Annotated in this window: 13 protein-coding genes and 1 pseudogene; all 14 read left to right on the forward strand. The window is 60.0% G+C overall.

What is annotated here, in order from left to right:
* Window positions 1-86: pseudogene (locus EV674_RS13665) on the forward strand (IS5/IS1182 family transposase); the annotation flags it as partial.
* Window positions 87-108: 22 nt separating this feature from the next.
* Entirely contained in the window at window positions 109-1,188 is a 1,080-nt protein-coding gene (locus tag EV674_RS13670) for a pilus assembly protein PilM (RefSeq protein ID WP_119014046.1), read from the forward strand.
* A complete protein-coding gene (locus EV674_RS13675; RefSeq protein WP_119014045.1) occupies window positions 1,185-1,814 on the forward strand; it encodes a PilN domain-containing protein in 630 nt (209 codons plus the stop codon). Before EV674_RS13670 ends, EV674_RS13675 begins: the two co-directional genes overlap by 4 nt.
* A 3-nt stretch (window positions 1,815-1,817) precedes the next feature.
* Window positions 1,818-2,492 (forward strand): type IV pilus inner membrane component PilO, encoded by a 675-nt coding sequence (locus tag EV674_RS13680; RefSeq protein WP_119014044.1) that lies wholly within the window; start codon window positions 1,818-1,820, stop codon window positions 2,490-2,492.
* A gap of 20 nt (window positions 2,493-2,512) precedes the next feature.
* The gene (locus EV674_RS13685; protein ID WP_241524985.1) at window positions 2,513-3,034 is read left to right on the forward strand and encodes a pilus assembly protein PilP; all 522 of its coding nucleotides are present in this window, start codon (window positions 2,513-2,515) and stop codon (window positions 3,032-3,034) included.
* Window positions 3,031-5,175 (forward strand): type IV pilus secretin PilQ, encoded by a 2,145-nt coding sequence (locus tag EV674_RS13690; RefSeq protein WP_119014042.1) that lies wholly within the window; start codon window positions 3,031-3,033, stop codon window positions 5,173-5,175. Before EV674_RS13685 ends, EV674_RS13690 begins: the two co-directional genes overlap by 4 nt.
* 26 nt (window positions 5,176-5,201) lie before the next feature.
* A complete protein-coding gene (locus EV674_RS13695) occupies window positions 5,202-7,655 on the forward strand; it encodes an Ig-like domain-containing protein (RefSeq protein ID WP_119014041.1) in 2,454 nt (817 codons plus the stop codon).
* A 40-nt stretch (window positions 7,656-7,695) separates the two neighbouring features.
* Complete coding sequence (locus EV674_RS13700) at window positions 7,696-8,244, forward strand: shikimate kinase (RefSeq protein ID WP_119014040.1); 549 nt, start codon at window positions 7,696-7,698, stop codon at window positions 8,242-8,244.
* A 41-nt stretch (window positions 8,245-8,285) separates the two neighbouring features.
* Entirely contained in the window at window positions 8,286-9,422 is a 1,137-nt protein-coding gene (aroB, locus tag EV674_RS13705; protein WP_119014039.1) for a 3-dehydroquinate synthase, read from the forward strand.
* 115 nt (window positions 9,423-9,537) lie between these two features.
* Window positions 9,538-10,716 carry a deoxyguanosinetriphosphate triphosphohydrolase gene (locus EV674_RS13710; RefSeq protein ID WP_241524984.1) on the forward strand — a complete coding sequence of 393 codons (1,179 nt, stop codon included), beginning with the start codon at window positions 9,538-9,540 and terminating at the stop codon, window positions 10,714-10,716.
* A 271-nt stretch (window positions 10,717-10,987) separates the two neighbouring features.
* Window positions 10,988-11,542, forward strand: a complete 555-nt coding sequence (locus EV674_RS13715) for a DUF1415 domain-containing protein (protein WP_119014053.1) — start codon at window positions 10,988-10,990, stop codon at window positions 11,540-11,542.
* Window positions 11,539-12,441 (forward strand): class I SAM-dependent methyltransferase, encoded by a 903-nt coding sequence (locus EV674_RS13720; RefSeq protein WP_119014038.1) that lies wholly within the window; start codon window positions 11,539-11,541, stop codon window positions 12,439-12,441. The genes EV674_RS13715 and EV674_RS13720 overlap by 4 nt, the downstream gene beginning before the upstream one ends.
* A 172-nt stretch (window positions 12,442-12,613) precedes the next feature.
* A complete protein-coding gene (locus EV674_RS13725; RefSeq protein ID WP_119014037.1) occupies window positions 12,614-13,816 on the forward strand; it encodes a glycoside hydrolase family 3 N-terminal domain-containing protein in 1,203 nt (400 codons plus the stop codon).
* Window positions 13,817-13,993: 177 nt separating this feature from the next.
* On the forward strand, window positions 13,994-14,695 hold the full coding sequence (locus tag EV674_RS13730) for an REP-associated tyrosine transposase (protein WP_119014036.1): 702 nt from the start codon (window positions 13,994-13,996) through the stop codon (window positions 14,693-14,695).
* Window positions 14,696-14,812 lie beyond the last annotated feature (117 nt).

Raw genomic sequence — 14,812 nt, forward strand, 5'->3', positions numbered from 1 at the left:
TGTGGAAGAACTGCGAGCGTTGGCTCAATACCAGTTTGCAATTCATCCATCTAGCATTCTTGGCGCTAATGCTCAAAAGACTTTGAACACGTTCTAAGGGGAGTCATCTTGATTTCTGTGGGAACTTTGTTCAGCCGCCAGTCCGCGCCGTTGGTGGGCATTGACATCAGTTCCTCCAGTGTCAAGCTGGTCGAACTGGCACACGACAAGGCCGGAAACTTGGTTCTTGAGCGCTGCGCCATCGAGCCCTTGGAGCGGGGCTGGATTACGGACGGTAACATCGAAAAATTTGATGAAGTCGCTGAAGCCTTGCGTCGTCTCATCAAGAAAAGTGGCACACGCACCAAAAACGTGGCGCTTGCACTGCCCCCTTCCGCAGTTATCACCAAAAAGATCAGCCTGCCTGCTGGCATGACCGATCAGGAACTGGAGGTGCAGGTAGAGTCGGAGGCCAACCAGTACATCCCGTTCTCCCTGGACGAAGTGAGTCTGGATTTCTGTGTCATTGGCCCGAACAAAGGCTCTCCTGGTGATGTGGATGTGTTGATTGCTGCCTCGCGCCGTGAGAAGGTGCAAGACCGTCAGGGGCTTGCAGAGGCTGCGGGACTGAAGGCGGTGATTGTGGACATTGAGTCCCATGCTGCCCGCCTGGGTGCGAGTCGCTTGATTGCTGCGTTGCCCAACCAAGGGGTAGACGCCGTGGTCGCCCTCTTTGAGGTGGGCGCACTGACCACCAGCATGCAGGTCATTCGCAATGATGAAGTGCTTTATGACCGCGACCAAGCCTTTGGTGGCGCCCAATTGACACAGTTGATCGTGCGGCAATATGGTTTTTCAGTAGAGGAAGCGGAAACCAAAAAACGCAATGGCGACTTGCCCGATGATTACTCTTCTGCGGTGCTCAAGCCTTTCGTGGAGGTGATGGCCCAAGAAATTGGACGTGCCCTGCAGTTCTTTTTCACCAGTACGCCACACAACCGGGTTGACCACATATTGCTTGCGGGCGGCTCTGCGCCTTTGCCTGGTTTGACAGAGGCGGTCACCCAGCATGCAGGTTCTGCCTGTAGCGTTGTGAATCCTTTTGATGGCATGGAAATTGGAAATGCCGTACGCATGAAGAAAATGGTGCGCGAAGCGCCTTCTTACCTCACTTCATGCGGTCTTGCCATGCGGAGGTTTCTACAGTGATTCTTATCAACCTGCTTCCACACCGGGAGGCCGCCCGCAAGCGCAGGCGTGAAGTTTTTCAGGCGACGATGTTTGCATCGTTACTGATTGGTTTGTTGATCGCTGGCGGCGTTTATTGGTGGCTTCAAAGCATGATCAATGCGCAACAAGAAAAGAATAATTTCTTGTTGCAAGAAACCAAAGTTCTGGAAAACCAGATCAAGGAAATTGCCACCATTGAAGAAGAGATTGCGGCGCTGCGTGCACGCCAAAAAGCCGTAGAAGACTTGCAGTCTGACCGCAATCTGCCAGTGCACTTGCTCAGTGAGCTGGTCAAGCAGTTGCCTGATGGTGTCTATATCACGAGCCTCAAGCAAGCGGACAGGGTGGTAACCATGCAGGGCATGGCCCAGTCCAATGAACGTGTCTCAGAAATGCTGCGTAATCTTGCCAACAACACCCCTTGGTTGTCCAAGCCCGAGTTGGTGGAGATTGTTGCCAATAACGTGGCACTTACACCGCGTGACCAGCGGCGTGTGTCTGCGTTTAATTTGCGTTTTCAGTTGATGCGCTCCAGCGATGTGCAAAAAGCCATGGAAGCAGCCAGTGCGGCGGCACAGGGCGCAGCTACCCAGGCGGGAAAGTGACGCATGGCAAAAAAACAAGCTCCCAAAATTGACCTGGCGGCCCTACAACAAGACCTCCAACGCCAATTCACCAACCTCGATTCCAAAGACCCGTCACTGTGGCCCATACTGCCACGCACGCTGTTGTGCGTTGCCATCGCTGTTGGCGTAGCTGTGTTTTTGTGGTTCATCAAGCTCACAGATTACGAAGCCGAATTGGAGGCAGCACGGGCGCAAGAAGTGACTTTGCGCGAGGATTACCAACGAAAGCTCCTGAAAGCGGTCAGTCTTGACGCTCTCAAGAAGCAGCGAGAGCAGATTCAGCAGTATGTGCTTCAGTTGGAAAAGCAGTTGCCTAGCAAGGCCGAGATGGCGGCGTTGTTGTCTGATATCAACCAAGCAGGGCTTGGGCGTAGTTTGCAGTTTGAGCTGTTTCGGCCAGGGCAAGTGGTTGTGAGGGACTACTACGCTGAATTACCCATCGCCGTGCGTGTAACAGGCAAGTACCACGACATAGGCGCTTTTGCAGCAGACATCGCGCACCTCTCGCGCATTGTCACCATGGACAACCTGTCCATCGTCCCGGGAACCAAAGACAGTGCCAGCCTCAGCATGGATGCCACCGCACGTACCTATCGTTACTTGGATCCTGAAGAAGTTCAGGCGCAGCGCAAGGCGACAGGGGGGGCAAAGAAATGAAGCCCATACAGACTATTGCCATGGCCTTGTGCATTCTGCCGTTGCTGGGCTGTGGCTCGTCTGGTGAAGACGAGCTGCGCGAGTGGATGGCGCAAGAGCGGGCACAAACCAAGCCACGTGTAACTCCACTGACCGAGCCTAAGCAATTTCAGCCGCAACCCTATACCGCAGATGCGGGCTTGGAGCCCTTTGATCGACTTAAATTGCTCCAGGCGCTGCGGCGTGATTCTGCGCAGGTTGCCGCTAACGCAGGGCTGATTGCGCCGGAGTTGGCGCGGCGAAAAGAACCTCTGGAGGCCTTCCCGTTAGACACCATGGCCATGGTGGGTAGCCTCAACAAGGTAGGAAAACCCACTGCTTTGCTCAAGGTGGATCAACTTTTGTACCAGGTTCAGGTTGGAAATTATTTGGGACAGAACTATGGCCGCATCACCGCTATTACGGAAACTGCCATTCAATTGCGTGAAATAGTGCAGGATGCCACGGGCGACTGGATAGAACGAACTGCATCGCTGGAACTGCAAGAGGGAGCGAAAAAATGAAACAGAAAAACGTCGCAATCGTGAAAGCACTCCGGCATGCTGCAGCCACTACAGTGGCTGTGTTGGTTTCCACCGCTGCCTGGGCACAAGGTGCCATTGAGGCCGTGACCGGCACCTTGCAAGGTGGCATGGAGGTGGTTCGTATTGATTTGACCGAGCCGTTGGCTGCTGTCCCGACCGGTTTTGCTACGCAGTCTCCCGCGCGCATCGCGCTGGACTTTCCTGGCACTGAAAACGCCACGGGCCGTTCTCTCGTCGAGGTGAACCAAGGCAATCTGAAATCTGTCAATGTGGTACAGGCCCAGGGCCGTTCCCGCGTGGTTCTCAACCTCAAGCAAGCCACCGCTTACCGTGCTGAAATCCAGGGAAAGAGCCTGTTGGTGATGCTGGAATCGGTTCCTGCGCAACAGGGTGCCGCCCCGGCAGTTCAGAAGACTGTGTTTGCCGAGAGCTATAACCCTGACATCCTGCCCATCAAGGATGTGGATTTCCGCCGCGGTGCCGATGGGGCCGGGCGCATCATTGTCGGCTTGGCCAGTAACCAAGTGGGCGTGGATTTGCGCCAGCAGGGCAAGGGCCTGACGATTGACTTTTTGCGCTCTTCCCTGCCAGAGGGCTTGCGCCGCCGCCTGGATGTGGCTGACTTCGGTACTCCCGTGCAGCTCATCACCAGCACCGAGCAAGGCGAACGTGTGCGCATGGTGATTGAGCCTATTGGTGAGTGGGAGCACAGCGCCTATCAGAGTGACAATCAGTTCGTCATTGAAGTGCGCCAAAAAAAGGTGGACTTGAGCAAGCTCACGCAAGGCCCCGGTTACAGCGGCGAAAAGCTTTCCCTGAATTTCCAGAACATTGAAGTGCGCTCACTGCTCCAGGTGATTGCCGACTTCACGAACTTCAATATCGTCACATCCGATACTGTCACTGGTGCACTGACCTTGCGTCTGAAGGATGTTCCTTGGGATCAGGCCTTGCAAATCATCATGGACGCCAAAGGACTTGGCATGCGCAAAACGGGCAGTGTGCTGTGGATTGCCCCCAAAGACGAGATTGACGACCGTACCAAGAAAGACTACGAAGCTGCCTTGGCTATCCAGAAGCTGGAGCCTCTGCGCACCCAGGCTTTCCAGCTGAACTACGCCAAGGCCGATGCCATCGTAGACCAATTGACCAAGTCCAGCAGCGGTGGCGCTGCTGGTGGAAGCAGTACACGTTTTCTGTCGGAGCGCGGCAGCGCTATCTCCGAACCCCGTACCAACCAGATTTTTGTCTCTGACACCCAAGCCAAACTCGAGGAGGTGCGGGAATTGCTGGCACGTCTGGATGTGGCTGTACGCCAAGTGATGATTGAGGCGCGCATTGTGGAGGCATCTGACACCTTTGGTCGCTCCCTGGGTGTGCGTTTGGGAGGCACCGATTTGCGCGCCAACCGGGGCGGTGACGGTGGCTATGCTCTGGGCGGCAATAACCGCGTGGGGTTTGGCACCAGCTATGGCAATGCGGTAGCTACCAGTGGCGCCGGAGGCCCGGTCAATAACCTGGGCCAATTTATCAATCTTCCTGCGCAAGCACTGGGCGGTTATGACCCTTCCAGCTTTGCCATTTCCATTTTCAACACCGCTGCAAACCGGTTCTTGAATCTGGAGATTTCGGCACTGGAAGCCGATGGGAAGGGCAAAGTAGTATCCAGCCCGCGTGTGGTAACAGCAGACCAGACCAAAGCCCTGATTGAGCAGGGTACTGAATATCCCTATCCGGTCACTGCACCCAATGGTGCCACCACGATTGCATTCAAAAAGGCGGTATTAAAGCTGGAAGTAATTCCACAAATAACACCTGAAGGCAACATCATTCTCGATCTGGACGTGAACAAAGACAGCCGTGGCGAGGGTACGACACAAGGTGTGGCGATCAATACCAAGCACATCAAGACACAGGTTTTGGTGGAGAACGGCGGCACCGTAGTGATTGGCGGTATCTTCGAATTGGAAGAAAAAACCGACGAAACCAAAACACCGTTTCTGGGGGATGTACCTGTGCTGGGTAATTTGTTCAAGACAAGAACCAAAGACTCCAGAAAAACGGAAATGCTGGTTTTCATTACCCCCAAGGTCATTACTGACCGGGCTGGGCAACGTTAAGAATTTGTCATCGATAGGATAGGAAAATGCAAAAAATATTCAGGGTATTAATGCTGATGCTGACAACAGCATTGCTGGCTTGTGGAGGGGGCGGTGGGTCTTCGGGTGGTAATCCCAACCAATCTACATTGGTTACTACTGCTGGTTCTGAGGTCATTCTTCCTGTCGGTGCTGCTCGCAGTTACCAGATCAGTGGCGGTATCCCACCCTACCGTATCGGCAATACCGACCAAGCGATTGCGATTGGTCAAATCACTGACAACACGTTGACTATCGGCACAGTATCTGCTGGTGCCACCAAGATCAACGTGCTGGACAACAGCGGTGCAACTATCTCGATTGAAGTCAAGGTGGGCTCCAGCATTCCGCTGTACACCACAGCACCTAGCGAACTCACCGTGGGTGTGGGCCCTGACGTGGCACGCACTTTCTGGGTGGGTGGTGGTGGAGCTCCTTACACCGTCGAGGGCGGCGATAGCAATGTTGCGTTGGTGCAAATGCTGGGTGCTACCCAATGGCGTGTGACCGGCGTTGCGATTGGCTCGACCACTATCAAGATCCGTGATGCTGCGGGCGAGGAAATCTCCATCGATTTGGAGGTTGGTTCACCCGAGTTACGTATCTCTCCTGATACGCTGGCCATGCCCGTAGGCTTGGATGCTGTAGCCAAGATCTCCGGTGGCCAGCCACCTTACCGTGTTGCGGGCGGTATCCCCGCTGCTATCACCGCCACTATTGTTGGCGATGAGTTGCGCATCAAGGGTAATTTGGCTTCTAAGCTGGATGTCACCGTAGCCGACAGTGCAGGAAAAACCGTGAAGGTGGAGGTGGAAATTAATACTGCGACCACTTCTATCCGCTTGTCTCCGAGCGCTGTCTCTATCTCTGAAAGCGATACCCAGCCCATACAGTTCGGCATTTTTGGTGCTGTGGGCGCTACGTGTGTGTTTACGTCTGATCCCTCCTTCTTGCTACCAAGGGTGCCGGGCTGTGCTACTCGTAATACCGTGACACTAGACACTGGTACTCGTGGCAGTCGCTGTGTGAATGGCACTACTGTCGTGGCGTTGACCGTCGTGGACGAGAACAAATCGGTGGGTACCGCAGAAATTACGATCGTGGACAACGGTAGTTGCGGCAACCTGACGCTCTTGCCTGCCACTGCTCAAGTGCGCGTGGGCGCCACAATGCAACTGGCAATTGCTGGTGGTTCGGGCCAATACATTGTGTCTTCCGACAATCCTGCCGTGGCTACAGCCACGGCCTCGGGTGTGGTGATGGTGGTCACTGCGGGTAGCCGTACCGGCAGTGCCATCATTACGCTGCGCGATCAGTCTGACACCTCCAAGGTAGTGACTCTGCCGGTGACCGTAGTCACTGACACCACGCCGGGTGTGCCAGCACTAGTAGCGTCGCCTCAATCCCTGAACCTTGGTTCGGGTGCTTCTGCCGATGTACTGCTCAGTGGTGGTTCGGGTAAGTTCGACTACGCTGTGAGCAACTCGGCGGTTGCCACAGCGGTTCTGGCTGGCAATAAGATGACTGTGACGGCGGGTGCAACCACAGGTGCAGCTACGGTGACGGTACGTGACCAAGCGGATGCGACCCGCACAGTGGTAATTCCTGTGACGGTGACAGCGGGTACTGCACCAGTCAAACCCATGACGGCATCGCCTTCGGCAGCGACGGGTTCGGTGCAGGAAACCTTGCAGTTCCTGTTGCAGAACGGAACGGCACCTTACAGCGTGGTGGTATCCAACCCCAGTGTGGCCTCGGTCACGCTGCCTGTGGTTGCCAATCTGATCAATGTCAAACTGTTGCAAGCTGGCCAAACCACCTTGGTCGTGACCGATGCCAATAGCCAAACTCTGAATATCGAGGTGACTGCCAACCAAACACAGCAGGCTTCGCTGCGTTTTGCTCCAAGCGCATTTGAAATTGGCGAAGACTCTCTGTTGCCAGTTACGCTGACGGTATTTGGTGGTACGCCGCCGTACCGTGCCGTGACCAGCGACCTGACGCTTTCTGGTGTTCAAGTGAACAGCAATGAGTACACAGTCGGTTTGGGTACCCAGGGCAATCGTTGTATCAATCCTGTGGACTCCAGTGGTAAATACATTCCCAGTGGCTCCTATCCTGTGACACTGACAGTGATCGATTCCGGTGGTGCTTTTGCCACCAGCGTCATGACTATCCGTGATAACGGTTCCGGCATGCCTGGCGTTTGTCCAACTGGTTCTGTTTTCACCACTACAGCCGGTCCTGCAACGTCCGTGTTGCTCGGTAGCTCGCGTACCTACTCCATCAGTGGCGGCACTCAACCTTACACGGTGGCGTCCAGCAACCCCGCTGTGGCAGCTGCGGCTTTGTCCAGTCAGAATGGTTTCAGCATCACTGGTTTGACGGTTGGCAACGCTACGGTCACTATCCGTGATGCTGCTGCAGGAACCGTCACTATTGCTGTAACGGTCAGCCCGTAATGCCAACTCCCCTCCCATGCCCAGCAGGGGATGAGGGCTGATGCAAATCACCCTCATCGGCATGCCGGGTTGCGGCAAATCCACCGTCGGGCGGCAACTCGCCCGGCGGCTGGGGATAGCCTTTATCGACTCTGATCAGGTGATAGAGCGGCGCATCGGTTGCTCTATCCGTTTCTTTTTTGACCGCGAGGGCGAAGACGCTTTTCGTGACATCGAAGAGGCGGTTCTGGATGAACTTACCGCCGGCACTACGCCGGCGGTTCTGTCTACGGGTGGTGGCGCAGTGCTGCGTTCCGCCAACCGCCTGCGTTTGCGTGACCGAGGCCGGGTGATTTACCTGCACGCTGCGCCTGAAGATATTTACCGACGCCTGCGCCACGACACCACGCGCCCGCTGTTGCAGGTGCAAGACCCGTTGCAGCGGCTGCGTAGCCTGTATGTACAGCGCGATCCGCTCTACCGAGAGACGGCGCATTACGTTATTGAAACTGGCCGCCCTTCTGTAGCTACCCTGGTCAATATGGTGACCATGCAGCTGGAATTAGCGGGCGCACCTGTTGTTTTCGCCGCTCGTTCGGCGGCTCCTTGACCGGGGTGCAGCCGCGCTGCACCGCTCCTGTTTTTTACACCATGCAGACTGAACTGACTTCTTCCTCGTCTTTTGGGGCGCTCGGTGCTCAAACTGTCACTATCGACCTGGCCGAGCGCAGCTACCCCATCGTGATTGGTACCGATCTGCTGCCAGCCGCCGCGCTGTATGCGCATCTGCCCAAGGCTATGGCGGCGCTCATCGTGACCAACACCATGGTGGCGCCCTTGTACGCGCAGGCACTGCAAGGCGCGCTGGCGGGCCAATACGCCCAGGTGCACACCGTGGTGCTGCCCGATGGCGAGGAGCACAAAACTTGGCAGACCCTGAACCTGATTTTTGATGCCCTGTTACAGCATGGCTGTGACCGCAAAACCGTGTTGTTTGCCTTGGGCGGCGGCGTGGTAGGTGACATGACCGGCTTTGCCGCCGCCAGTTACATGCGCGGCGTGCCGTTTGTGCAGGTGCCGACCACGCTGTTGGCCCAGGTCGATTCGTCGGTGGGCGGCAAAACTGCCATCAACCACCCGCTGGGCAAAAACATGATTGGCGCTTTCTACCAGCCCCAGCTGGTGGTGTGTGACCTGGCCACGCTCGACACCCTGGCACCGCGCGAACTCAGCGCCGGGCTGGCAGAAATCATCAAATACGGGCCGATTGCCGACATGGCCTTCATGGACTGGCTGGAGGCGAACATGGATGCCCTGCTGGCGCGCGATCGCACTGCGCTGGCCCACGCCGTGCGCCGCAGCTGTGAGATCAAAGCCTGGGTGGTGGGCCAGGACGAGCGTGAATCGGGCCTGCGCGCCATCCTGAACTTTGGCCACACCTTTGGCCACGCCATCGAGGCCGGCATGGGCTATGGCGCCTGGCTGCACGGCGAGGGCGTGGGCGCTGGCATGGTGATGGCCACCGAGCTCTCGCGCCGTCTGGGCCTGGTCGATGGCGCGTTTGCCGCGCGCCTGCAAGCGCTGGTGCAGCGCGCCGGGTTGCCGGTGCGCGGCCCGGTGCTCGATGCCCAGGACAACGCAGGCCGCTATTTGGAGCTGATGCGTGTCGATAAAAAAGCCGAGGGCGGTGAAATCCGCTTTGTCGTCATCGACGGCCCCGGTCAGGCTGCCGTGCGCGCTGCCCCCGATGCGCTGGTGCGTGAAGTCATCGACGCCTGCTGCACCTGAGCTGCGTGCGGGGCAGGGCGCACTGGGCCGCCGTGCTGTAGATTGGTGGGATGTGCTTTTATTGCTATTTTAATGATAGCTGTTAGCGCCCGCTGTACGGGCTCTGGAGGCTAATTTGACCCAAAATATCGCTGCCCTGGCCCCCTGGGCCTGCGACCCGGCCCACACCCGGGGTCGGCGCCACCCCGAGCCGCCCGCGCCCACGCGAACCGACTTCCAGCGCGACCGCGACCGCATCGTGCATTCCTCGGCGTTTAGGCGGCTGGTGTACAAAACCCAGGTGTTTCTGAACCACGAGGGTGACATGTTCCGCACGCGGCTGACGCACTCGCTGGAGGTGGCGCAGCTGGCGCGCTCCATCGCTCGCTCGCTGCGCATCAACGAGGATCTGGTCGAGGCCATCTCGCTGGCACACGATCTGGGCCATACCCCCTTTGGCCACGCCGGGCAGGATGCGCTCAACGCCTGCATGGCCGACTACGGCGGCTTTGAGCACAACCTGCAAAGCCTGCGCGTGGTCGATGCGCTGGAAGAGCGCTACCCGCAGTACGACGGCCTGAACCTGACTTTCGAGACGCGCGAAGGCATCCTCAAGCACTGCGCGCGCGCCAACGCGCTCATCCTGGAAGCGCAAGAGCCCGGCGGCGTGGGCCAGCGCTTTGTGCTGCGCCAGCAGCCCAGCCTGGAGGCGCAGCTGTGCAACCTGGCCGATGCCATCGCCTACAACGCGCACGACATTGACGACGGCGTGCGCTCGGGCCTGATCACGCTGGCGCAGCTGGGCGAGGTGCCACTGTTCGAGCGCTACCGCGCCAGCGCCCAGGCCGAATACCCGCATCTGGCCGAACCTGCTGCACAACGGCGCCTGCTGTACGAGGCCATCCGCCGCATGTTGAGCGACCAGGTGTATGACGTGATTGCCGCCACCAGTGCCGCGCTGGAGCGTGTGCAGCCGCGCAGCGTGCAGGACGTGCGCTGCGCCCCGGCGCTGGTGGAGTTCAGCGATGGCATGCGGGCGCAATCGCAGCAGCTGCAACGGTTTTTGTTCCAGAACCTGTACCGCCACCCGCAGGTGGTGGAGCTGACTGGCCGGGCGCAGCAGGTGGTGCGCGACCTGTTTGCCGCCTACCTGGCCCAGCCGCAGGAGATGAAACCTGGCTTTGCCGCGCGCGCCCAGCAGGCCCCGCACGCAGCCCAGGCCGCGCGCGCCGTGGCCGATTTCATCGCCGGCATGACCGACCGCTACGCCGCCCGCGAGCACGAGCGCCTGACCGGCCAGCGCTTGCTGGGCTGAGCAGGTGCTGGGGCAGGGCAGGGACGTTTTGATGGTCAAATCGGTCTCCAGCGCCCGCCCATAAAGCGCAAGCAGCTATTGAAAAAATAGCAAAACTGACCCCGCGATAAAATCGCGCCCCTTTGTTCACCCGCCCGCACTGCCCATGTCCAGCTCCACCACCGCCGCCTCCGCCGCGCCGCACAGCGCCGACCTGCCTGCCCCATCCGCCCGTCTGGATACCCCCACCGCCGCTGCCGATGCCGCTACCGACGCCATCGTGGTGCAAGACATGGTGCGCTGGCTGGAGCGCGCCGTCATCGGCCTGAACCTGTGCCCGTTTGCCAAGGGGGTACACACCAAGGGGCAAATCCACTATGCCGTCAGCGCCGCCACCGATGGCCGCGAGCTGCTGCAAGACCTGCAACGCGAGCTGGAAGCGCTGGCCGAGGCATCGCCCGAGAAGCGCGACACCACGCTGCTCATCGCCCCCCGGTGCATGGAATATTTTCTGGATTTCAACGATTTCCTGGAGCTGGCCGACGAAATGCTGGATGTGCTGGACTTGGGCGGCATCCTGCAAATTGCCAGCTTTCACCCGCAATTCCAGTTTGATGGCACCGAGGTGGACGACATCACCAACGCCACCAACCGCGCGCCGTACCCCACGCTGCACCTGATCCGCGAAGAGAGTCTGGATGCCGCCGTCGAGGCCTTTCCCGAGGCAGAAATGATCTACGAGCGCAACATGGAAGTGCTGCGTGAGCTGGGCGCGGTGGGCTGGCAGGCGCTGGACGTGGGCGCGCGCTGCCCGCACCACCCCAAACCCACGGAGGAGGGCGCGTGAGCCGCAAACCTGTCCCGGCCAGCGCCCGCACGGCGCCCGACGCCGCGCTGCTGGCCGAGCTGCGCCCTGGCCAGTCGGTGGAGCTGCTCAAGGCGCTGCACATCCTCACGCGCGAGGGCAAGCTCAACCAGGACTCGCGGCGCAAGCTCAAGCAGGTGTACCACCTGTTCCAGTTCATGGAGCCGCTGCTGCAAACGCTGTCGCAAGACGGCCACGCGCCCACGCTGGCCGACCACGGCGCGGGCAAGTCCTACTTGGGCTTCATCCTGTACGACCTGTATTTCAAGGCGCTGGGGCGGGGCCACATCTACGGCATCGAGTGGCGCGCCGAGTTGGTCGAAAAGTCCCGCCAGCTGGCCCAGGAGCTGGGGTTTGACCGCATGTCGTTCCTCAACCTGTCGGTGGCCGACAGTGCCGACGCCGCCGAGCTGCCCGAGCGCATCGACATGGTGACGGCCTTGCACGCCTGCGACACCGCCACCGACGATGCCATTGCCTTTGGTCTGCAAAAGCGTGCCCGCGCCATGGTGCTGGTGCCCTGCTGCCAGGCTGAAGTGGCTGCCTGCCTGCGCCAAGGCAAAGCGCTGCAACTGGCGCGCACACCGCTGGCCGAGCTGTGGCGCCACCCGCTGCACACGCGCGAGATGGGCAGCCAGATCACCAACGTGTTGCGCTGTCTGCACCTGGAGGCCAGCGGCTACCAGGTCACGGTGACGGAGCTGGTCGGCTGGGAGCACAGCATGAAAAACGAGCTGATCATCGCCCAGTACACCGGTCAGAAAAAACGCAGCGCACAAGAGCGTCTGCGCGCCATCCTGCAAGAGTTTGGTCTGGAGCAGGCGCTGGGCGCGCGCTTTGGGTTGGCGCCGGTGGGGTTGCAGGAGCCGCCGCCACTGTAGGCGTGGCAGGCCGCTGCTGCGGCCACAGGTGTTGGCAGAGTCGGTGGGCAGGGTCGGTGGCTGCGCCGATACTGCCCACTGCGCTTGGGGCAGCGCGCACACCGTGCTGGGAAAAACACGCCAATCCCGCTAGCATGCGCCGCCACGATCCGTGGTGACCCGGAGACTCCCCATGCGCCCCACACCACCCGGCACAGCCCCCTGCACACCGCACCGCCACCTGATCAAAACCGCTGGCGCCAGTGCCGTGCTGGCACTGCTGGCCGCTTGCGGCGGCAGCGATGCCCCGCCATCGCAGCAACTGACGCTGGAGCAGAAAGTGGGCCAGATGGTGATGATGGGCGTGGACGGCACCAGCGCCGACGCGCCCGGCGTGCAACAGGCGCTGGCGCAGGTGCGCGCAGGCCAGCTCGGCGGTGTGATCCTGTACCGCTACAACATCACTGACCCCACCCAGGTGCGTGCCCTCACGGGGGCCTTGCAGCAGGCCAACCCGCTGGAGCTGCCGCTCTTGATCGCGCTGGACCAAGAGGGCGGGCTGGTGCAGCGCCTGCGCGCCTCCAATGGCTTTGCCGACACCCCCTCGCACGAAGAAGTGGCCGCCACGCAAACCCCCGAGCAGGCCCGCGCCACCTACCGCACCATGGCGCAGATGGTGGCGGGCGCGGGCTTCAACTTCAACTTTGGCCCGGTGGTGGATTTGCGCGGCGACCCGCTCGACCCTGAGCACCGCGCCGTCTCGCCGGTCATCGGCCAGCTCAAACGCAGCTTCTCTGATGATCCGGCGCGCGTGGTGTTGTATGCCAGCCAATTCATCCTGGCCCACCGCGAGGCGGGCGTGCTCACCGCCCTCAAACACTACCCCGGCCACGGCCTGGCCACCAGCGACAGCCACCTCGGGCTGGTCGATGTGACCCGCACCGCGCAGCCCATAGAGCAGTGGCCCTTCCAGCAGCTGGTGGCCGGTGGCATGGCCGACGCCATCATGACCGCGCACCTGGTCAACCGCAACGTCGATCCCGACTGGCCGGTCACGCTGTCGGAGAAGTTCATTGGCCCGCAATTGCGCACGCGCGACGGCTTTGACGGCGTGGTCGTCACCGACGACCTGCACATGGGCGCCATCCAGCAGCACCACAGCCTGCGTGAATCGGTGGTGCGCGCCATCGTGGCGGGCAACGATGTGCTGGTGTTTTCCAACAACCCCGGCGCTGCCAAAAACGCCCCCGGCTTTGTGCCGCGCTACGACATGGGCCAGCACGCTGCCACCCTGGTGCGCGAGGCCATCGCCCGTGGCGAACTGACCACCGAGCAGGTGGACGCCGCCTGGCAGCGGCTGGCGCGGCTGCGTGGCAAGCTGGCAGCTGCCCACTGAGCTGGTGGGGAGCATCCAATTTGATAGCTGCTGGCGCTTGCTGTGCGGGCGTTAGGGCCGGTTTTCGTTATCAAAAAAGAACGGGCCAACCTGGTGGGGCGCAAAGCTTAATTGGAATCTGACCCCCATTTCCTCATTAAACTGCTCCCCTCCAACGCCACTTTGTATCCCCACCCCATGGCCCGCCTTCCCCGCCTCACGGTGCCCGGCTACCCGCACCACATCATCCAGCGCGGTAACAACCGCCAGGCGATTTTTCTGGACGAGCAGGATTTCACGGCCATGCACGCGCTGCTGGCCGAGAGCGCGCGCAAGTTCGGCGTGGCCGTCCACGCCTATGTGCTGATGGACAACCACTTCCACCTGCTGGCCACGCCGACCACCACCGAGGCACTGCCGCTGATGATGCAGGCCGTGGGGCGCAGCTACGTGCGCAGCTTCAACCGCCGCCATGGCCGCACCGGCACGCTGTGGGAAGGGCGCTACCGGGCCACGCTGATCCAGTCCGAGCGCTACCTGCTGGCCTGCATGGCCTATATCGACCTGAATCCGGTGCGCGCGGGCATGGTCGCGCAAGCGCAAGACTGGCCGTGGTCGGGCGCTGCCTGCGCGCTGGGCCTGCGCCAGGATGCGCTCATCACGCCGCACGCGCTGTACTGGGCGCTGGGCAATACGCCGTTTGCCCGCGAGGCGGCTTACGCTGCGCTGCTCGATACCGGCATCGCCACCGCGCAGCAAACCGCACTGACCGACGCCACCTTGCACGGCTGGGCGCTGGGCGATGCGCAATTTGTGGACGAATTGCAAAAAAAATCCGCCCGCCGATTGCGCCCGGCGCGGCCTGGCAGGCCGGTGGGTAGGCCCAAGAAATCAGACTAAAAGTGGCTCCAAGCCAATCCATACATGCGCTAGTAGCTATTGTTTTTGATTTGTCCCTAAATAATAAATCTGAAATAAATAGGTTATTTAATTGGAATCTGACCCCAATTAAAGTGC

The sequence above is a fragment of the Simplicispira metamorpha genome (genome assembly GCF_004341365.1).
Classification (GTDB): Bacteria; Pseudomonadota; Gammaproteobacteria; order Burkholderiales; family Burkholderiaceae_C; genus Simplicispira; species Simplicispira metamorpha.

Bases quoted from the DNA above. Each gene is read 5' to 3' on its own strand.
- EV674_RS13700 (WP_119014040.1), top strand. From the start codon at position 7,696: ATGCAAATCACCCTCATCGGCATGCCGGGTTGCGGCAAATCCACCGTC.
- EV674_RS13725 (WP_119014037.1), top strand. From the start codon at position 12,614: ATGCGCCCCACACCACCCGGCACAGCCCCCTGCACACCGCACCGCCAC.
- EV674_RS13690 (WP_119014042.1), top strand. From the start codon at position 3,031: ATGAAACAGAAAAACGTCGCAATCGTGAAAGCACTCCGGCATGCTGCA.
- EV674_RS13680 (WP_119014044.1), top strand. From the start codon at position 1,818: ATGGCAAAAAAACAAGCTCCCAAAATTGACCTGGCGGCCCTACAACAA.
- EV674_RS13685 (WP_241524985.1), top strand. From the start codon at position 2,513: ATGGCCTTGTGCATTCTGCCGTTGCTGGGCTGTGGCTCGTCTGGTGAA.
- EV674_RS13715 (WP_119014053.1), top strand. From the start codon at position 10,988: ATGGTGCGCTGGCTGGAGCGCGCCGTCATCGGCCTGAACCTGTGCCCG.
- EV674_RS13730 (WP_119014036.1), top strand. From the start codon at position 13,994: ATGGCCCGCCTTCCCCGCCTCACGGTGCCCGGCTACCCGCACCACATC.
- EV674_RS13695 (WP_119014041.1), top strand. From the start codon at position 5,202: ATGCAAAAAATATTCAGGGTATTAATGCTGATGCTGACAACAGCATTG.
- aroB (WP_119014039.1), top strand. From the start codon at position 8,286: ATGCAGACTGAACTGACTTCTTCCTCGTCTTTTGGGGCGCTCGGTGCT.